At 57.1% G+C, this 19,863-nt stretch carries 20 protein-coding genes; 3 read left to right on the plus strand and 17 right to left on the minus strand.

The features are described 5' to 3' along the window. Positions 1-42: 42 nt before the first annotated feature. On the minus strand, positions 43-3,930 hold the full coding sequence (purL, locus tag ACMWLG_RS12255; protein ID WP_045399589.1) for a phosphoribosylformylglycinamidine synthase: 3,888 nt from the start codon (positions 3,928-3,930) through the stop codon (positions 43-45). Between the two features lie 267 nt (positions 3,931-4,197). Between purL and mltF the strand changes: the two genes are divergently transcribed. Further along, the gene (gene mltF, locus ACMWLG_RS12260) at positions 4,198-5,748 is read left to right on the plus strand and encodes a membrane-bound lytic murein transglycosylase MltF (protein WP_045399587.1); all 1,551 of its coding nucleotides are present in this window, start codon (positions 4,198-4,200) and stop codon (positions 5,746-5,748) included. Here the strand turns inward: mltF and tadA are convergent. From tadA to murQ, 4 genes are read right to left on the minus strand one after another with little or no spacing between them, the layout of a single operon-like run. Beyond that, positions 5,636-6,142 carry a tRNA adenosine(34) deaminase TadA gene (gene tadA, locus ACMWLG_RS12265; RefSeq protein WP_045399585.1) on the minus strand — a complete coding sequence of 169 codons (507 nt, stop codon included), beginning with the start codon at positions 6,140-6,142 and terminating at the stop codon, positions 5,636-5,638. The two genes, mltF and tadA, sit on opposite strands and share 113 nt — an antisense overlap. Positions 6,143-6,198: 56 nt before the next feature. Beyond that, positions 6,199-6,834, minus strand: a complete 636-nt coding sequence (gene yfhb / locus ACMWLG_RS12270; RefSeq protein WP_023308841.1) for a phosphatidylglycerophosphatase C — start codon at positions 6,832-6,834, stop codon at positions 6,199-6,201. A 3-nt stretch (positions 6,835-6,837) separates the two neighbouring features. After that, positions 6,838-8,199, minus strand: coding sequence for a PTS transporter subunit EIIC (locus ACMWLG_RS12275; protein WP_045399583.1), 1,362 nt, complete (start codon positions 8,197-8,199; stop codon positions 6,838-6,840). Positions 8,200-8,210: 11 nt separating this feature from the next. After that, on the minus strand, positions 8,211-9,104 hold the full coding sequence (gene murQ, locus ACMWLG_RS12280; RefSeq protein ID WP_045399582.1) for an N-acetylmuramic acid 6-phosphate etherase: 894 nt from the start codon (positions 9,102-9,104) through the stop codon (positions 8,211-8,213). 117 nt (positions 9,105-9,221) lie between these two features. On the opposite strand from murQ, the gene ACMWLG_RS12285 reads away from it, so the two are divergent. Together ACMWLG_RS12285 and ACMWLG_RS12290 are read left to right on the plus strand one after the other, a co-directional pair. Further along, positions 9,222-10,070 (plus strand): MurR/RpiR family transcriptional regulator, encoded by an 849-nt coding sequence (locus ACMWLG_RS12285; RefSeq protein WP_023308844.1) that lies wholly within the window; start codon positions 9,222-9,224, stop codon positions 10,068-10,070. Between the two features lie 46 nt (positions 10,071-10,116). Beyond that, positions 10,117-10,377, plus strand: a complete 261-nt coding sequence (locus ACMWLG_RS12290) for a YfhL family 4Fe-4S dicluster ferredoxin (protein WP_008502177.1) — start codon at positions 10,117-10,119, stop codon at positions 10,375-10,377. Here the strand turns inward: ACMWLG_RS12290 and acpS are convergent. From acpS to rseD, 12 genes are all read right to left on the minus strand, one after another. Then, positions 10,374-10,754 carry a holo-ACP synthase gene (acpS, locus tag ACMWLG_RS12295; protein WP_023294331.1) on the minus strand — a complete coding sequence of 127 codons (381 nt, stop codon included), beginning with the start codon at positions 10,752-10,754 and terminating at the stop codon, positions 10,374-10,376. The genes ACMWLG_RS12290 and acpS overlap by 4 nt on opposite strands. Next, positions 10,754-11,485 (minus strand): pyridoxine 5'-phosphate synthase, encoded by a 732-nt coding sequence (gene pdxJ / locus ACMWLG_RS12300; RefSeq protein ID WP_032659491.1) that lies wholly within the window; start codon positions 11,483-11,485, stop codon positions 10,754-10,756. Before pdxJ ends, acpS begins: the two co-directional genes overlap by 1 nt. Positions 11,486-11,560: 75 nt before the next feature. After that, entirely contained in the window at positions 11,561-12,268 is a 708-nt protein-coding gene (recO, locus tag ACMWLG_RS12305; RefSeq protein ID WP_023308846.1) for a DNA repair protein RecO, read from the minus strand. A gap of 17 nt (positions 12,269-12,285) precedes the next feature. Beyond that, a complete protein-coding gene (gene era, locus ACMWLG_RS12310) occupies positions 12,286-13,191 on the minus strand; it encodes a GTPase Era (protein WP_023308847.1) in 906 nt (301 codons plus the stop codon). Then, complete coding sequence (gene rnc / locus ACMWLG_RS12315; RefSeq protein ID WP_003860711.1) at positions 13,188-13,868, minus strand: ribonuclease III; 681 nt, start codon at positions 13,866-13,868, stop codon at positions 13,188-13,190. The genes era and rnc overlap by 4 nt, the downstream gene beginning before the upstream one ends. 222 nt (positions 13,869-14,090) lie before the next feature. Next, positions 14,091-15,065, minus strand: a complete 975-nt coding sequence (gene lepB, locus ACMWLG_RS12320) for a signal peptidase I (RefSeq protein ID WP_023308848.1) — start codon at positions 15,063-15,065, stop codon at positions 14,091-14,093. A 15-nt stretch (positions 15,066-15,080) separates the two neighbouring features. Then, complete coding sequence (gene lepA, locus ACMWLG_RS12325; protein WP_024908619.1) at positions 15,081-16,880, minus strand: translation elongation factor 4; 1,800 nt, start codon at positions 16,878-16,880, stop codon at positions 15,081-15,083. Between the two features lie 185 nt (positions 16,881-17,065). Continuing rightward, a complete protein-coding gene (rseC, locus tag ACMWLG_RS12330; protein WP_045399436.1) occupies positions 17,066-17,542 on the minus strand; it encodes a SoxR-reducing system protein RseC in 477 nt (158 codons plus the stop codon). Next, positions 17,539-18,492: a sigma-E factor regulatory protein RseB gene (gene rseB / locus ACMWLG_RS12335; RefSeq protein WP_023308851.1), complete on the minus strand. Its 954-nt coding sequence runs from the start codon at positions 18,490-18,492 to the stop codon at positions 17,539-17,541. Before rseB ends, rseC begins: the two co-directional genes overlap by 4 nt. Further along, positions 18,492-19,142, minus strand: a complete 651-nt coding sequence (gene rseA / locus ACMWLG_RS12340; protein ID WP_008502186.1) for an anti-sigma-E factor RseA — start codon at positions 19,140-19,142, stop codon at positions 18,492-18,494. Before rseA ends, rseB begins: the two co-directional genes overlap by 1 nt. A 31-nt stretch (positions 19,143-19,173) precedes the next feature. After that, positions 19,174-19,749 carry an RNA polymerase sigma factor RpoE gene (gene rpoE, locus ACMWLG_RS12345; protein ID WP_006176728.1) on the minus strand — a complete coding sequence of 192 codons (576 nt, stop codon included), beginning with the start codon at positions 19,747-19,749 and terminating at the stop codon, positions 19,174-19,176. Next, on the minus strand, positions 19,746-19,829 hold the full coding sequence (rseD, locus tag ACMWLG_RS12350) for a rpoE leader peptide RseD (protein WP_223605340.1): 84 nt from the start codon (positions 19,827-19,829) through the stop codon (positions 19,746-19,748). Before rseD ends, rpoE begins: the two co-directional genes overlap by 4 nt. Positions 19,830-19,863: the final 34 nt, after the last annotated feature.

Below are 19,863 nucleotides of genomic sequence, written 5' to 3' on the forward strand. Positions count from 1 at the left end.
GAGCTTTCGCTTACCGGGCCTGGAAGGGTGTGTGGCTAAAACTTAACCCAACTGCTTACGCGCGTTGCGGAAGATACGCATCCACGGGCTGTCCTCGCCCCAGTTGTCCGGGTGCCAGGAGTTGCTCACGGTACGGAATACGCGTTCCGGGTGCGGCATCATGATGGTCGCGCGACCGCTTTCGCTGGTCACCGCCGTAATACCGTTGGCGGAGCCGTTCGGGTTAGCCGGGTAAGTTTCAGTCACCTTGCCGAAGTTATCGACAAAGCGCAGCGCCACCAGGCCTTTGCTCTCCAGCTGAGCCAGATGCGCAGCATCACGTACTTCTACCTGACCTTCACCGTGGGAAACGGCGATTGGCATCTGAGAACCGACCATTCCCTGCAGCAGCAGAGACGGGCTTTGGGTCACTTCCACCAGGCTGAAGCGCGCCTCGAAGCGGTCAGACTGGTTGCGCACAAAGCGCGGCCAGGCTTCGCTGCCCGGGATCAGCTCGCGCAGGTTAGACATCATCTGGCAGCCGTTACACACGCCCAGCGCCAGGGTCTGCGGACGGTGGAAGAAGGTTTCGAACTCGTCGCGCACGCGGCTGTTGAACAGGATGGACTTCGCCCAGCCTTCGCCCGCGCCCAGCACGTCGCCGTAGGAGAAGCCGCCGCACGCCACCAACGCCTGGAAATCTTCCAGACCGGTACGTCCGGCCAGCAGGTCGCTCATGTGGACGTCGATAGCGTCAAAGCCCGCGCGGTGGAAGGCAGCCGCCATCTCAACGTGGGAGTTGACGCCCTGCTCGCGCAGCACGGCCACTTTTGGACGCGCGCCGGTCGCAATGTACGGCGCAGCGATATCTTCGTTAATGTCGAAGGAGAGCTTCACGTTCAGGCCTGGATCCTGGTCATTCGCTTTCGCGTTATGCTCCTGATCGGCACATTCCGGGTTATCACGCAGGCGCTGCATCTGCCAGGTGGTTTCCGCCCACCACATGCGCAGCGTGGTGCGGCTTTCGCTGAATACCGCGTGACCGTCTGCTTCAATCACGAAGCGGTCGCCCTGAACGGCTTTACCCAGATAGTGCACGCAGTCTGCCAGACCGTGCTTCGCCAGAATCGCTTCAACCGCGTCGCGATCCGCCGCGCGCACCTGAATCACGGCGCCCAGCTCTTCGTTGAACAGCGCCGCCAGACGGTCTTCGCCCAGCGTCGCAATGTTCGCTTCCACGCCACAGTGGCCGGTGAAGGCCATCTCTGCCAGGGTCACCAGCAGGCCGCCGTCGGAACGGTCGTGGTAGGCCAGCAGCTTACGCTGCGCCACCAGCGCCTGAATCGCGTCGTAGAAGCCTTTCAGCTGGGCCACGTCACGCACGTCGGCTGGCTTGTCGCCGAGCTGGCGGTAAACCTGCGCCAGCGCGGTAGCACCCAGCGCGTTGTGACCTTTACCCAGGTCAATCAGCAGCAGGGCGTTGTCTTCGGTCGCAAGCTGCGGCGTAACGGTGTGACGCACGTCTTCCACGCGGGCAAACGCGGTGATCACCAGCGACAGCGGAGAGGTCATCTCGCGCTGCTCGCTGCCTTCCTGCCAGCGGGTTTTCATCGACATGGAGTCTTTGCCCACCGGAATGGTCAGGCCGAGGGCAGGACACAGCTCCTCGCCCACCGCTTTCACGGCTTCATACAGGCCAGCATCTTCGCCAGGGTGGCCGGCAGCGGCCATCCAGTTGGCGGAGAGCTTGATACGTTTGATATCGCCAATCTGCGTCGCGGCGATGTTGGTCAGCGCTTCACCGACCGCCAGACGGGCAGAAGCAGCGAATTCCAGCAGCGCCACCGGGGTACGTTCGCCGAGAGCCATCGCTTCGCCGTAGTAGCTGTCGAGGCTCGCGGTGGTCACGGCGCAGTTAGCGACAGGGATCTGCCACGGGCCGACCATCTGATCGCGCGATACCATACCGGTCACGGTGCGGTCGCCGATGGTCACCAGGAAGGTTTTCTCTGCCACAGCAGGCAGATGCAGCACGCGGTTGACCGCTTCTGCCACGGTGATGCCCTGGCGATCCAGCGCTTTGCCCGCCGCTTTACGGGTGGTTACGTCGCGGGTCATCTTCGGCGTTTTACCGAGCAGAACGTCGAGCGGCAGATCGATTGGCTGGTTGTCAAAGTGGGTGTCGCTTAAGGAAAGGTGCTGCTCTTCGGTCGCTTCACCGATGACGGCATACGGCGCGCGCTCGCGGCGGCACAGCTCGTCAAACAGCGGCAGCTGGTCGGCAGCAACCGCCAGCACGTAACGCTCCTGGGATTCGTTACACCAGATTTCCAGCGGGCTCATGCCCGGCTCATCGCTCAGGATATCGCGCAGGTTGAAACGCCCGCCGCGGCCGCCGTCGCTTACCAGCTCCGGCATGGCGTTGGACAGGCCGCCCGCGCCCACGTCGTGAATGAAGAGGATCGGGTTAGCGTCGCCCAGTTGCCAGCAGCGGTCGATCACTTCCTGGCAGCGGCGCTCCATCTCAGGGTTGTCGCGCTGCACGGAGGCGAAGTCGAGATCCGCATCAGACTGGCCGGAGGCCATAGAAGAGGCCGCCCCGCCGCCCAGGCCGATGTTCATCGCCGGGCCGCCCAGTACGATCAGCTTCGCGCCGACGACGATCTCGCCTTTCTGCACGTGATCGGCACGGATGTTGCCGATCCCGCCCGCCAGCATGATCGGTTTGTGGTAGCCGCGCAGCTCTTCGCCGTTGTGGCTGTCCACTTTCTCTTCATAGGTGCGGAAGTAACCGTTCAGCGCCGGACGACCAAATTCGTTGTTAAACGCCGCGCCGCCCAGCGGGCCTTCGGTCATGATATCCAGCGCGGTCACGATACGCTCTGGCTTGCCGAAATCTTCTTCCCACGGCTGTTCAAAGCCCGGGATACGCAGGTTAGAGACGGAGAAACCGACCAGACCCGCTTTGGGTTTAGCGCCACGACCGGTCGCACCTTCATCACGGATTTCACCGCCGGAGCCGGTCGCCGCGCCCGGCCACGGGGAGATCGCCGTCGGGTGGTTGTGGGTTTCCACTTTCATCAGGATATGCGCGGGCTCCTGATGGAAGTCATAGCGCCCTGCTTCGCGATCGGCGAAGAAGCGGCCCACCTCGGAACCTTCCATTACCGCGGCGTTGTCCTTATAGGCAGACAGCACGTGGTCAGGGGTTTGCTCCATGGTGTTTTTGATCATTTTGAACAGCGACTTCGGCTGCTGTTCGCCGTCAATAATCCAGTCGGCGTTGAAAATCTTGTGGCGGCAGTGCTCAGAGTTAGCCTGCGCGAACATGTAGAGTTCGATGTCGTTCGGGTTACGGTTGAGCTTAACAAACGCATCCTGCAGGTAATCAATTTCGTCTTCAGCCAGCGCCAGGCCGAGACGCAGGTTGGCGTCAATCAGCGCCTGACGGCCCTGCCCCAGCAGGTCTACGCTCTGTACCGGCGCAGGCTGATGGTGAGAGAAAAGCTTCTGCGCGTCATCGAGAGAGGCAAATACGCTCTCCATCATGCGATCGTGCAGTTCAGCCGCAACCGCCTGCCACTGCGCGTCGCTCAGGGTAGAGGCTTCCACGTAGTACGCCACGCCGCGTTCCAGACGGTTAATCTGGCTCAGGCCACAGTTGTGGGCGATGTCGGTGGCTTTGGAAGACCAGGGGGAGATGGTGCCCGGACGAGGCGTCGCAAGGATCAGTTTGCCGGTTGGCGTATGGCTGCTCAGGCTTGGGCCATACTTGAGCAGGCGTTCCAGCTGTACGCGCTCCTCTGCATTCAGGGGGGCATTCAGGTCAGCAAAATGGACATACTCAGCGTAAATATTGCTTACCGGAAGGTCGGCCGCCTGAAAACGTGCCAGCAGTTTAGTGATACGGAAGGCAGACAGTGCAGGCGAACCACGCAGAATTTCCATCATAAGTCTCTCGTCTTCGAAGCGCCGGGGCGCTTACAGTGTGCGCAAGGGGGGAAAACGGGCGTCATTATAGAGAATCCTGAGCGCCGACGAAACCGTTTGCGTCGAAATAAAATTTGCACAGAGATTTAACAATAGATGTGACCTGTCTCTCTAATTGGTTGCCAAGTGGCGTAAGTTTACGCAAAATGCCGCTCATTCAATGGCAAACCTTATGATTAACATGGCTACAGCAAACTGAGGCAACCGGCGTCGCAGAGAATTAACTAATTGAAAAAATTAAAGATTAATTATCTGCTCATCGGCATTGTAACGTTGCTGCTGGCAGTGGCCCTCTGGCCTTCCATCCCCTGGTTCGGCAAAGCCGAAAACCGTATCGCCGCCATTCAGGAGCGGGGGGAATTGCGCGTCAGTACCCTCAACTCCCCGCTGATTTACAGCGACGTCAACGGCAAAATCATTGGTCTGGATTATGAACTTGCACAACAGTTCGCCGACTATCTTGGCGTGAAGCTTAAAATCACCGTCCGCCAGAATATCAACGAGCTGTTTGACGACCTCGATAACGACGATGCCGATATGCTCGCCGCCGGGCTGGTGTATAACAGCGAGCGCAGCAAGAACTACCAGCCAGGCCCGACCTACTACTCCGTTTCTCAGCAGCTGGTTTACCGCGTCGGGAGCCTGCGCCCGCGCTCGCTGGCTTCAATTAACGATCGGCAGCTGACGATTGCGCCCGGCCACGTGGTGATTGACGATCTGCGGGAGCTCAAGGAGAAGAAATATCCCGACCTGAGCTGGACGGTGGATCCGAAACTCGGCACGACGGAGCTGCTGGAGCAGGTAAAAGATCAGAAGGTGTCCTACACCATCGCCGATTCGGTCGCGATCAGCCTGTTCCAGCGGGTGCATCCTGAAATCGCCGTGGCGCTGGACGTCACCGACGAGCAGCCCGTGACCTGGTTTAGCCAGCTTGATGACGATCAGACCTTCTCTGCCGCGATGCTTGATTTCTTCAACACCATCAATGAAGACGGTACCCTGGCGCGTCTCGAAGAGAAGTACCTCGGGCACGGCGATGACTTTGACTACGTTGATACCCGCAGCTTCCTGCGAGCAGTAGACAGCGTCCTGCCGGATCTGCAGCCGCTGTTCGAAAAATACGCCCAGGAGATTGACTGGAAGCTGCTGGCGGCTATTTCGTATCAGGAATCCCACTGGGATACCCAGGCCACGTCGCCCACGGGGGTACGCGGTTTGATGATGTTAACCAAAAATACCGCGCTGAGCCTTGGCGTCAATGACCGTACCGATGCCGAACAGAGCATCAGCGGCGGTGCGCGCTACCTGCAGGATATGATGGCCAAAGTACCGGAAACGGTGCCGGAAGAAGAGCGGATCTGGTTTGCGCTGGCGGCCTACAATATGGGCTACGCGCATATGCTTGATGCGCGAGCGTTGACGGCCAAAACGAAAGGTAACCCGGACAGCTGGTCAGACGTTAAGCAGCGCCTGCCGCTGCTGAGCCAAAAGCCATGGTATAACAAGCTGACATACGGCTACGCGCGCGGGCATGAAGCCTACGCCTACGTGGAAAATATCCGTAAATATCAGATTAGCCTGGTCGGGTATCTGCTGGAGAAAGAGAAAGAGGCGACGGAGGCCAAACAGCTGGCTCAAAGTTACCCGGTCGTGGCGCCGGACGAGCTTAATCGTCCGACAGCTTCAATTCTGCCTTTTGCTGCTTTTTCTGCTGACGGCGCATTCGAAAGAAATCGCTTAATAGCCCCGAACACTCTGGTGCAAGCACCCCACCGATAGTCTTCACCTGGTGGTTCATACCAGGGTGACCCAGCACGTCCATCAGCGAACCGGCCGCACCGGTTTTTTCATCCCGCGCGCCGAAAACCAACGTCCCGATCCGGCTGTGCACCATCGCGCCGGAGCACATCACGCACGGCTCCAGCGTCACATACAGCGTGGTATCAAGCAGACGATAGTTTTGCAGCACCAGACCGCCCTGGCGAAGCGCCATAATTTCGGCATGCGCGGTAGGATCGTGGCGACCAATAGGCCGGTTCCACCCTTCGCCAATCACCTGATTGTTATGGACCAGCACCGCGCCCACGGGCACTTCGCCCTCGTCCCAGGCGCGTTGAGCCAGCGTCAGCGCGTGGCGCATCCAGTATTCATGATTGTGTACAGGGTTGGACAAAGGCGATACTCCAGTCGAAAAGCGGGCGGCATTATACACGCCAGTTTTAGAGAAGACTATTCGAGTTGCTGAAGTTCGCCTGATGGCGTGACGCGCCAGCGGTGCTGGCAAAAATAGAGCAGCGGGTTGTCCTGCTTGCTGTCGCTGTAGCCGCTGTAGAGGCGCAGCGGCGTACCGATGCGTTTTTCCAGCTGAACCACTTTTTCATGCCCCAGGCAGCGCAGGGTCAGCACCCAGCCGCCGTAGCCGCGGCTAATTTGCGTGGCGATAAGATTCACGCGCGGAAGCCAGGGGGTATCAAAATAGACCTGCTCCACCAGCGTCTGCGGGGAGCCCGTAATCAGCCAGATGTCGGCATCGTTAGCGTCGAGGTAGCTGGTCAGGCGCGCCTGCACAACCGGAAAGGCGGCGACGTGGCCGCGAAACCAGTGCGCAAAATCCTTTTCGAGCTGCTTGAGCCGCGCTTCGCTGTGCCCAAAGGTACATCCCCACAGCAGCAAACTCATCGGCCATCGCGCCGCACGGCCTTTCACCAGCAGCGCGATACCGATAACCGGTAAGAGCGGCAGCACGAGCAGCGCATTCAAAGGCTGACGCCGCAGCAGGTAACGCATAAACGTACCAAACATATCCTGCTGATGCAGCGTTCCATCCAGATCGAAAAAGACAACGCGACGCGCGTGATTTGCCAAACCTTACTCCTCTGGGTCGTTGAAACCTAACAGCCAGGTAAACAGGAACCCGGCGATCACCGCTACTAAATAGCCTAACAGATAGAGCATCACTTTTCCGGTCACGATGGTTAATGCCAGCGGTAAACCGGAAAGCCCAAAGGTGATAACGGTAGCGACTTTCCAGTAGCTGATCAGCGCCCCGCCTACCGCGCCCCCCAGACAGGCGGCGAGGAACGGTTTACCCAGCGGCAGCGTAACGCCGAAAATCAGCGGCTCGCCGATGCCGAGCAGTCCGACCGGGAGCGCGCCTTTAATCATTTTTTTCAGACGCGCGTTGCGGGTTTTCATAAGTACGGCAATTGCCGCGCCGACCTGCCCCACCCCCGCCATCGACAGGATAGGCAGCAGCGCGTTATAGCCGTGCGCCTGTACAAGCTCGACGTGGATCGGCACCAGCCCCTGGTGCAGGCCGGTCAGCACCAGCGGCAGGAAGGTACCGGAAAGCACAGCGCCAACCAGCAGCCCGCCTCGGTCGATAGCCAGAGACGCACCGTGAGCGATGGCTTCAGAGATCCACCCGCCTAGCGGCTGGAGGGCCACAATCGCTACGCTACCGGTAATGAGCGTGGTCAACAGCGGGTTGAGAATCAGCTCGATCGAGCCAGGCAGAACCGCGCGCAGCCTTTTCTCGATCCAGCTCATCAGGATGACCACCAGCAGCACGGCGATCACCCCGCCGCGGCCCGGTTGGAGCGCCTCGCCAAACAGCGTGATCTGCGCCAGCTGCGGGCTGGACAAGATGCCCGCCATTACCCCGCCCATCGCCAGCGATCCGCCAAACACCTTCGCGGTATTCACCCCGACCAGAATGTTCATGATGGCGAAAACAGCGCTGCCGAAGATCCCGAGAATCCCCAGCAGGTTCGGATACTGCGTGGCGAAATCCCCCACAATATCCGGTCGCTTGAGGATGTTGATGATCCCGGTGATCAGGCCTGAGGCAATAAACGCCGGGATTAGTGGAATAAAGACGTTTGCCAGCTGACGCAGCGCATCGCTCATGGGGGCTTTGTATTTGGCCTTTGCCTGCGCCCTGGTGCGCTCCGCATCGTCCATCGACGCGCTCGCGCTAACGCCCATCAGCGCGCGCATGGCATCGACAACCTGCGCCGCTTTCCCCGGCCCGACGATCAGCTGATGCTGCTGCCCTTGTTTCACGTAGCCGCTGACGCCGGACAGCTGCTTAAGGCGCGGTACGTCAAGCTGGTCGTCGTTATGTACCTCGACTCGCACGCGCGTCATGCAGTTTTCGAGACGCTGAATATTTTTTTCCCCACCGATCCCCTGCAGGATATCGCTGGCGAGCGCTGCTGTTTTGTCCATAGACGCCTCTGTTAGTTTTCTAATGCCGCCCGTAAGAAGCCGTTATGCGCAGCGAGTTTGGCCCTCGCGGCCGCCGCATCCAGCCCGCTCAGGATCATCAGAATGGCCGGTTTAACATCGTGAGCGGTCTGCCTGAGCACCGCTTCTGCCTCTTCACGGCCTGCGCCTGTCGCCTCCATCACCATGCGGCAGGCTCTGTCCACCAGCTTGACGTTGGTGGCCTGCATATCCACCATCAGGTTCTGATAAACCTTGCCGAACTTCACCATCGCGCCGGTGGAGATCATATTGAGCACCAGCTTTTGCGCGGTCCCGGATTTCAGGCGCGTGGAGCCGGTGAGCGCTTCCGGCCCGACTACCGGAGAGATAGCGATAGCGGCCACCTGCGCAATCGGGGAACCCGGATTACAGGAGATGGCGACCGTCGTGCAGCCCGTCCGGTTGGCGTATTCCAGCCCGCCAATGACGTACGGGGTGCGCCCGGATGCCGCCAGCCCGACCACTAGATCCTTCGCGGTCAGATTCAGATCCTTCAGGTCATCCTCGCCCAGCTGTTTATTGTCTTCCGCTCCCTCAACGGCTTTCAGCAGCGCGCCGGGTCCACCGGCAATCAGCCCAACGACCAGACCGTGCGGCACCCCAAAGGTGGGCGGACATTCTGACGCATCCAGAACCCCAAGACGCCCGCTGGTACCCGCTCCCATGTAGATAATGCGACCGCCGGCCTTAAGGGCTTCCGCCGCCGCATCGACCGCTTTCGCCACCTCGGGTAAAGTCTCTTTCACTGCCTGCGCGACCAGCGTATCCTGTTGATTAAAGCGGTTAACCAGCTCCAGGGTGGAGAGCGCATCCAGATCCATGGTTTGTGGGTTACGCCTTTCAGAAACAAGTGAGCCAAGATTCATTTTTGTACCTCAAGAATTTTTAATTCATAATAATCACACTATAATGGAATATAAAATTCATTCAGGCGAGCAAAATTCGTATTTGCGCAGATAATCACATTTTCGCCAGGAGACCCTATGAACTGTTTAATTCGCATTCGCCAGCGTTATGCAGGCTTTGCCCAAAGCGACAAGAAGCTGGCGGATTTTCTGCTTTCTCAACCCGATCATGCACGCCACCTCAGCTCGCAGCAGCTGGCGAGTGAAGCCGGCGTGAGCCAGTCCAGCGTGGTGAAGTTTGCCCAGAAGATTGGCTTTAAGGGGTTCCCCGCCCTCAAGCTGGCGATCAGCGAAGCGCTGGTGAGCAACCCCAACCCGCAGTCAATGCCGGTGCATAATCAGATCCGCGGCGATGACCCGATGCGGCTGGTTGGCGAAAAGCTGATCAAAGAGAACGTGGCGGCTATGCACGCGACGCTCGACGTGAATACGGAAGAGAAGCTGCTGGAGAGCGTAGCGATGCTGCGCGGCGCGCGGCGCATCATCCTGACCGGTATCGGGGCGTCCGGACTTGTGGCGCGTAACTTTGGCTGGAAGCTGACGAAAATTGGGCTTAACGCCATCGTCGAGCAGGATATGCACGCCCTGCTGGCGACCGTACAGGCGATGGATCCTGACGATCTGCTGCTGGCTATCTCCTACTCCGGCGAGCGCCGTGAAATCAACATGGCAACCGATGAAGCGCTGCGCGTCGGCGGTAAAATTCTGGCGATCACCGGTTTTACCCCGAATGCCCTGCAGCAGCGGGCAACGCGCTGTTTATATACCATTGCCGAAGAACAGGCCACGCGCAGCGCGGCTATCTCGTCCACCAGCGCGCAAATGATGCTGACGGACCTGCTGTTTATGGCGCTGGTGCAGCAGGATCTGGAGCGCGCGCCCGAACGCATTCGTCACAGCGAAGAACTGGTAAAGAAACTGGTTTGACGCTTATAATGCCCGCCCGGTTTGTGTTGTTTCTGAGAATTTCCTGATGGCGCTGTTAATTACCAAAAAATGCATTAATTGCGATATGTGCGAGCCCGAATGCCCGAACCAGGCGATTTCGATGGGCGACAGCATTTATGAGATTAACAGCGACCGCTGCACGGAATGCATCGGCCACTATGAAACGCCGACCTGTCAGAAAGTGTGCCCGATCCCGAATACCATCCTGAAGGATCCGGCCCACGTTGAGAGCGAAGAGCAGCTATGGGATAAGTTTGTCCTGATGCACCACGCGGACAAACTTTAACTTTCGATGATCACCGTCGCGCTGGCATAGTGGCGTTCATCCGCGATCGTCACGTGCATGTGATTCACCCCCAGCTTTTCCGCCAGCTTTTGCGCTTCTCCCCACAGACGCAGGCTCGGTTTGCCCAGCTCATCGTTAAACACTTCGAACTGATTAAACGCCAGGCCGTTACGAATGCCGGTCCCGAAGGCTTTGGCCGCCGCCTCTTTTACCGCAAAGCGCTTTGCCAGAAAACGCACCGGCTGCTGATGCGCTTCCCAGATGGCCCACTCGTTATCGCTCAGCACGCGTCTTGCGAGGCGATCGCCGCTACGGGCGATCACCGCTTCAATACGGGCTATTTCAACGATATCGGTGCCTAAGCCCAGAATGGCCATTACTGACGCGCTTCCTGCATCAGGCGTTTCATTTCTGAAACCGCCTCTTTCAGGCCGCTCATCACCGCGCGGCCAATGATGGCGTGGCCGATGTTCAGCTCGTGCATTTCCGGCAGCGCGGCAATGGCCTTCACGTTATGGTAGGTCAGGCCGTGACCGGCGTTAACCTTCAGTCCCAGGCTTGAAGCATACGTGGCCGCTTTGGCAATACGCTCCAGCTCTTTGGCCTGCTCGGCGTCGTTTTTGGCATCGGCATAGCAGCCGGTGTGGATTTCGATATACGGTGCACCCACGTCGGCCGCCGCTTTAATCTGGGCGAAATCGGCGTCGATAAACAGAGAAACCAGGATACCGGCATCCGCCAGGCGCTTGCAGGCATCGCGCATTTTGTCGAGCTGACCGGCCACATCCAGACCGCCTTCGGTAGTTACTTCCTGGCGTTTTTCCGGCACCAGGCAGCAGAAATGCGGCTGGGTCTCGCAGGCAATCGCCAGCATCTCTTCGGTGACCGCCATCTCCAGATTCATACGGGTGTCCAGCGTCTGACGCAGAATGCGCACGTCGCGATCGGTGATATGGCGACGGTCTTCACGCAGGTGAACGGTAATGCCGTCAGCGCCAGCCTGTTCAGCGATAAACGCTGCCTGAACCGGATCGGGATACGCCGTGCCGCGCGCATTACGCAGCGTGGCGATGTGGTCGATGTTGACGCCTAACAGTAATTCAGCCATGACAATCCTCGGTATTTTGGTTCATTTCTCTTCCCCTCTTCCCTCCGGGAGAGGGCTGGGGTGAGGGGTAAAACATTAACGTTTCGGCACAAACTGCCTGAATAATTCGCGGCTCTTTAAGGGCTTGCCGCCAAGATAAGGCTTGAGGGCAATCCGGGTAAAGCGTTTTGCTGCGCGCAGGGTGTCCAGATCGGGAAACTCGCGCTCATACAGCGCCCGGAGCTGGCGCCCGGTAAAGGTGCTGTTGTCTATCACGATACTGGCAATGAAGCCTTTTTCTTCGCGGTAGCGGTAGGTCATGGTGTCTTCTATCTCGTCACCGCTGCCCGCGCAGTGCAGAAAATCTACGCCGTATCCGAGGTGGCCCAGCAGCGCCAGTTCAAAACGACGCAAGGCGGGTTCGGGCGTGCCGGTTCCGCCAGCCAGCGCCTGGATACAGTGCAGATAATCGAAGAAAAGTTCAGAGAAGCGGGTCTCATGTTCAAGAACGCGTGAGATGAGTTCGTTGACATACAGACCGCTATAGAGCGTGATGCCGGAAAGAGGAAGCGCCAGGGAGACGGCTTCAGCGCTGCGCAGGGTTTTCACTTCCCCTCGCCCACCGAAGCGTACCAGCAGCGGCGTGAAAGGCTGTAGGGCACCTTTCAGGTTAGAACGTTTGGAACGTGCGCCTTTCGCAACAAGGCGCACGCGGCCCGACTCTTCCGTGAAGACGTCCAGCATAAGGCTGGTTTCGCTCCAGGGACGACTATGCAGGACAAAGGCGCGCTGCCATCCATCCATATGCTCGTCGTCTTAAGTTACTGGTCTTCGCCGTAACCGAGGCTGCGCAGAGCACGCTCATCATCGGCCCAGCCAGATTTCACTTTCACCCACAGTTCGAGGTGAACCGGCGCTTCGAACATCTCCATCATGTCCTTACGGGCTTCAATGCCGATGGTTTTGATCTTGGCCCCTTTGTTGCCGATCACCATCTTCTTCTGCCCTTCGCGCTCAACGAGGATCAGGCCGTTGATATCGTAGCCACCGCGCTCGTTGGTCTGGAAACGCTCGATCTCCACCGTTACGGAGTAAGGCAGTTCAGCACCCAGGAAACGCATCAGCTTTTCACGGATGATTTCAGACGCCATAAAGCGCTGAGAGCGATCGGTGATGTAGTCTTCCGGGAAGTGATGAATCGCTTCCGGAAGGTGCTTACGCACGATGCCCGCGATGGTATCAACGTTCAGACCGGTCTCAGCAGACAGCGGAACGATGTCGAGAAAGTTCATCTGGCTACCGAGCCACTGCAGATGCGGCAGCAGGTCGGCCTTTTCCTGCACGTTATCAACTTTGTTGACCGCGAGGATGACAGGCGTTTTGCCGTCACGCAGCTTGTTCAGCACCATCTCGTCATCCGGCGTCCAGCGGGTGCCTTCCACAACGAAAATCACCAGCTCTACATCGCCGATCGAGCTGCTCGCCGCCTTGTTCATCAGGCGGTTGATGGCACGCTTCTCTTCCATGTGCAGGCCAGGGGTATCGACGTAGATCGCCTGATACGCGCCTTCAGTATGGATGCCGACGATGCGGTGACGCGTGGTCTGCGCCTTACGCGAAGTGATAGAAATCTTCTGCCCAAGCAGATTATTCAGCAGGGTGGATTTGCCAACGTTCGGACGTCCGACGATGGCAATAAATCCGCAATAGGTTTTATCTTCGCTCATTCCAGCTCCAGCATTTTTAACGCCTGTTCGGCGGCAGCCTGTTCAGCCTTACGACGGCTTGAACCTGTGCCCACCACCGGTTCACTCAGGCCACTGACCTGGCAATGGATGGTAAATTCCTGATCGTGCGCTTCGCCACGCACCTGTACCACCAGATAAGACGGCAGCGGCAGATGACGACCCTGCAAATATTCCTGCAGACGCGTTTTCGGATCTTTTTGTTTATCGCCCGGGCTGATTTCGTCCAGACGGGTCTGATACCAGTTCAGGATCAGCTTTTCTACGGTCTGGATATCGCTGTCCAGGAACACACCACCAATTAATGCTTCGACCGTATCGGCAAGAATAGATTCACGACGGAAGCCGCCGCTTTTCAGTTCACCCGGTCCAAGACGCAGACATTCGCCCAGTTCAAACTCGCGCGCGATTTCCGCAAGGGTATTACCCCGAACCAGCGTGGCACGCATGCGGCTCATATCACCCTCGTCCACACGCGGGAAACGATGATAAAGCGCATTCGCAATCACGAAACTTAAAATAGAGTCGCCTAAAAACTCGAGACGCTCATTATGTTTGCTGCTGGCACTGCGGTGGGTTAATGCCTGTTGCAACAACTCCTGATGATGAAAAGTGTAGCCCAGCTTCCGTTGAAGCCGATTAATTACGATGGGGTTCATGCGATACCAATAAATGAATGCGTCAAAAATGCAGCACACGAAACCGACCTGAGAAAACCAACGCGGTTTCGTGTGCCGTGGCACCCTTGCAGGGCCAACCTTAAACTTCGGGGAAATATTCTATACACAACGACAGGGGATGTCGTTAGTTCGAAGAGATTTATCGTGGAAATAATTCACGCAGCCGCTAATTAAAGCGGCTACGCGTTCATTTATTGAGAATTAATGGATTCCGCCAATACGATTAAGGCGTACACCGGTCGGCCATTCGCCTTCCTGCTTCTCAAAACTCATCCAGATGGCGGTTGCTTTGCCGACCAGATTCGCTTCCGGCACAAAGCCCCAGTAACGGCTGTCCGCAGAGTTATCGCGGTTGTCACCCATCATGAAGTAATGTCCTGGCGGTACAATCCAGCTAGCCAGCTGCTGGCCCGGCTGGCGATAGTACATACCCAGCTGATCCTGCGCGATTGGCACGGTGAGGATTCGGTGCGTCACATCGCCCAGCGTCTCTTTGCGCTCAACCAGACGGATGCCGTCCTCTTTGGTTTCACCTTTCGGTACCTGGAAGAATCCGCTGGTCGCTTCGCCGCCGTTACGACGGGCAAAGGTCTGCACAAAATCACTTGGCTCAACGTTTGAGTATGTGATTGGCAGCGCGTTTTCACATGCGGTACCGGAGCTGCAGCCCGGCTGAACGGTGACTTCTTTCGCAACCGGATCGTAAGTCACTTTATCACCCGGCAGACCTACCGCGCGCTTGATGTAGTCCAGGCGCGGATCTTCCGGATATTTGAACACCACGATGTCGCCACGTTTCGGATGACCGGTTTCGATCAGCGTTTTCTGGTAGATAGGATCTTTAATGCCGTAGGCAAACTTCTCTACCAGAATAAAATCACCAATCAGCAGCGTTGGCATCATTGAACCTGATGGGATTTGGAACGGCTCGTAAATAAACGAACGTACCACCAGCACAATCGCCAGCACCGGAAATACCGAAGCGCCCGTTTCCAGCCAGCCCGGTTTCGGGCCGACTTTCTTCAGGGTTTTCGCGTCAATCCCATCGCCAGTGGCTGCCTGTGCGGCAGCCTGACGTTCACGACGTTTTGGGGCGAAGATAAACTTATCCAGACACCACAGCAGACCTGTCACCAGGGTAGCAATGACCAGGATCAGGGCAAACATGTTCGCCATGCCAACTCCTTAGGGTTATTTGCCGTCTTTACCAACATGAAGGATGGCAAGGAATGCTTCCTGCGGCAGCTCGACGTTACCGACCTGCTTCATACGCTTCTTACCTTCTTTCTGCTTCTGCAGCAGCTTTTTCTTACGGCTGACGTCACCGCCATAGCACTTCGCCAGAACGTTTTTACGCAGCTGTTTCACGGTTGAACGCGCGATAATGTGGTTGCCAATCGCCGCCTGAATCGCGATATCGAACTGCTGACGCGGGATCAGATCTTTCATCTTCTCAACCAGCTCGCGGCCACGGTATGGCGCATTGTCGTTGTGGGTGATCAGCGCCAGCGCATCCACGCGCTCGCCGTTGATCAGCACGTCCACACGCACCATGTTGGAAGCCTGGAAGCGTTTAAAGTTGTAATCCAGTGAGGCATAGCCACGGGAGGTCGACTTCAGACGGTCGAAGAAGTCGAGTACCACTTCCGCCATCGGGATTTCATAGGTCAGCGCCACCTGGTTACCGTGGTAAACCATGTTGGTCTGCACGCCGCGCTTCTCAATACACAGCGTAATGACGTTACCCAGGAATTCCTGCGGCAGCAGCATGTGACACTCTGCGATAGGCTCACGCAGCTCCTGAATGTTGTTCAGCGGCGGCAGCTTGGACGGGCTATCGACGTAGATCACTTCTTTCGAGGTGGTTTCAACTTCATAGACTACGGTCGGCGCCGTGGTGATCAGATCCAGATCGTATTCACGCTCCAGACGCTCCTGAATGATTTCCATGTGCAGCAGACCAAGGAAGCCACAGCGGAAGCCGAAGCCCAGCGCCGTTGAGCTTTCTGGCTCGTAGAACAGTGAAGCATCGTTCAGGCTCAGTTTACCGAGCGCGTCACGGAAGTTTTCGTAGTCGTCAGAGCTGACCGGGAACAGACCCGCGTAAACCTGCGGTTTCACCTTTTTAAAGCCTGGCAGCGCTTTGTCCGCCGGGTTACGTGCGCCGGTCAGGGTATCGCCCACCGGCGCGCCGAGGATGTCTTTAATGGCGCAGACCAGCCAGCCTACCTCGCCGCATGTCAGCTCGGTGCGGTCAACCTGTTTTGGCGTGAAGATACCCAGACGGTCGGCGTTGTAGACCTGTCCGGTACTCATTACCTTGATTTTGTCGCCTTTGCGCATGGTGCCGTTTTTAATACGCACCAGGGAGACAACGCCCAGATAGTTATCGAACCAGGAGTCGATAATCAGCGCCTGCAGCGGGGCATCCGGATCGCCTTCCGGGGCCGGAATATCACGCACCAGACGTTCCAGCACGTCGGTGACGCCGACACCGGTTTTCGCGGAGCAGCGCACGGCATCGGTCGCGTCGATGCCGACAATATCTTCAATCTCTTCCGCTACGCGCTCAGGATCGGCGGCTGGCAGGTCGATCTTGTTCAGAACCGGCACAACTTCGAGATCCATTTCCATCGCGGTGTAGCAGTTTGCCAGGGTCTGGGCTTCAACGCCCTGCCCGGCATCCACCACCAGCAGCGCACCTTCACAGGCCGCGAGCGAGCGTGAAACTTCATAGGAGAAGTCAACGTGGCCTGGGGTGTCGATAAAGTTCAGTTGATAGGTTTCACCATCAGCCGCTTTGTAATCAAGCGTAACGCTCTGCGCTTTAATGGTGATACCGCGTTCGCGTTCCAGGTCCATGGAGTCCAGTACCTGGGCTTCCATTTCACGATCAGACAGGCCACCGCAAATCTGGATAATACGGTCAGACAGCGTCGACTTACCGTGGTCAATGTGAGCAATGATCGAAAAGTTACGTATGTTCTTCATATAGTTAAATAATTATGCCTTACGAATTCCTGGAGGCCGCTGTTCTTAGCCTGACGTTTTTCAGTGCGAAAACGCAGCATTCTACACTACATCCTCGCTACCTGGAAATGCACTTAGAGACTGGTATAGCGTGAAGAAAGGACGTTTTCTGTTTTAGGGTGTAAAAAAAGATAAAGCCCGATGGATCACCGGGCCTCAGAAGAGAGCGTTTCAACACGAAGCTGGTCTGGCGCCAGCCCAACGCTGAGAATGACAGGCTGCCACTCCTCGCGCGCGGCGAGCGTCGGAGAGAGCCCTTTGGCAAGCCAGAATCCCCCCACGCCACCCAATGCGGCACCGCACATAGCGGCCACATCGGTACCAAACAGCATCTGAAACAGGCCGCCCATGATAAACAGGCCGACCAGCGGAGAGAGATACACAAGCATAGCGGAGCCGAGCAGGCTGCCTTCCGCGATGCCCAGTTCCACCTTCTGCCCCGCCATCAGCGGCTGTTCGCTTGGCACAGAAATCGTGTGCGATGTTTGCGGCCCGAGCTTATTCAGCACGCGACTGCCGCAGCCGGCGCGGGATGCGCAGCTATTACATGAGGCTTTAACATCGCAGCTCACCAGCGCAATGCCGTTCTGCCATGAGACAACCGTCGCCCACTCTTTGATCATTGTGCAGCCCTGAATTTAATGCTGTCGGAGATGCGCTTCGCCGTCTGCGGAGGGAGTTCTCCCACAATGGTGATCTCTGCGTTATCGCGTACCGTTGTACTCACCGTACGGCGCCCGGTACGCAGCATTTGTTCAGCGCTATTTGCCGTTGCGCGATTAATATTCACCGAAAAGCTGAACAAACCATCCGAATAGAGGCGCGATTCTACCGGCGTTTCAATCGTTGGCAGCTGACGTCGGCTGCTGGACACTTCGCTAAACCCTTGCGGGATCCAGGCAGGTACCCAGTTGAAATTAACGGAATCCCCGGCAGGAACAGAAAGCAGCGGCGGCAGGCTGGCCTTAGCCAGATTCTGCATGCTGTTGCCAACCTGATTGTTCACGCTGAAGGAGATAACCCGGAACTGTTCCAGCGTTTCACCGTCACGGTCGAGCAGGTCAACACGCATGGGGAGTTTGGTTTCGGCATCAATCCAGACGATATAGCTGTAGCGCGTTCCGTCCCGGGCAACAACGCGAATTACCTCGCACAGTCTGTCCGCGATGCGGGTACGCCCTACCGAAATAAAATCGTAGTAAGGGGCAAGCCGTTTAAAGTCGGTGTAAATGAGTGACGGCAGGGAATCAACGATATAGTCGCCATTCAGCGTGAAAGGCTCCAGCCCTGGCTCGAAATAGCTGATTTCGTTACCACGCTGGACAACTTCCCGACGCGGGCCATCCATCTGTAAAAGCTGGGCGAGCGGCTGGTTATCAAGACGGGCATGGCGATAGCGTAACGACTCGACGCCCTGCTTATTGATGCTGATAAATGCCAACTCGTAATTGAGTGACTGGCTGGCCAGATTCATTTGCTGCAACAACGCCCCGGATGATACATCAGCCGAGGCGTTGGCAGAGAAGAACAGGCTACCCGCCATCAGAGACATGGCGAACCAAAGTTGCTTCATTACTGCGATTGCGTTCCTAAAGTTTGGTTTCCGGGCACCTGCACAGCAGCTTGCTGTGTCTGCGCCTGCTCAAACTGAAGCTGTTCAGAGTGCAGACGACGCTGCAACTCATAATCCTGCAACATCGCATTAATGCGACGGCGCTGCTCCTGAACCTGCTGTTGCTGGCCGCCGCTGGCGGAAGCATCAGCCGGTACGCCCAGGCTTACCGGGCTAGCTTTGCCCATCATCGGCAGTGTGTTAAACACTGGCGCTTCTGGCTGCTGATTAGTTTCAGACTGAGTATTATAGTGCTGGACGCCAACAATAACTGCAAGCGATACGCATGCAGCCACACCCATTTGGGTAAGCTGGCTGGCCCACGGGCGCACCTTTTGCCAGAATGGCATTTTCTGCCACTGGTGAGGCGCGGGTTGAGCTTCAGGAATCAGCGGAGTGGTCTGATGAACAGGCTCATTCTCGATCGCCGCCATGACGCGGGCTGAGATATCGAAATGGAGAACCTCGCCGGTGTCACCGCGAAGGGTGTCACGGATGAGATGGTAACTCTCCCAGGTCTCTTGCATTTCGGGTGAATGAGACAGCTCGTTGAGCAGCTCACTATCCACCGTTTCACCATCCATTAAAGCGGAAAGTTTTTCTTTCTGCATGCCTAATACCTTTTCCAGTATCCCGCTATCGTCAACGCCTGATAAGCGGTTGAACTTTATTATCAATAGCTTCTCGCGCACGGAAAATTCGTGAACGTACCGTGCCGACCGGACAATCCATGATAGCGGCTATCTCTTCATAGCTCAGACCATCCAGCTCCCGTAACGTAATTGCCATACGTAAATCTTCCGGGAGCGACTCGATCGTGCGAAAAACGATTTGTCTCAGTTCTTCTGACAACATTAAGTTCTCAGGGTTCGAAATTTCTTTCAATGCGCCGCCACTTTCGAAGTTTTCGGCGTCGATTGCGTCCACATCACTTGAAGGCGGACGACGGCCCTGAGCGACCAGATAATTCTTTGCCGTATTGACCGCAATACGGTACAGCCAGGTATAAAAAGCACTATCTCCCCGGAAAGAATCCAGCGCGCGATAGGCCTTAATAAAAGACTCTTGCACCACATCAGGCACATCGCCTGACGGTACATAGCGGGAAACCAGGCTCGCCACCTTATGCTGGTAGCGCACCACCAGTAGGTTAAAGGCTTTCTGATCTCCCTTCTGGACCCGTTCAACCAGGACCTGGTCCGTTAACTGCTCGCTCATCCGAGGTAATGTCTCCCCAAACCTAAATTCCACGCGTTATCGAAACGCCACTCTAAAAATACCGCACTTTGAGCAAGCACCGTATTAGAGTGTCTGATCTTCAATAAGTTCCGT

This window comes from Enterobacter sp. 01-M-02-SI-ECC (assembly GCF_047530595.1).
Taxonomy (GTDB): domain Bacteria; phylum Pseudomonadota; class Gammaproteobacteria; order Enterobacterales; family Enterobacteriaceae; genus Enterobacter; species Enterobacter cloacae_M.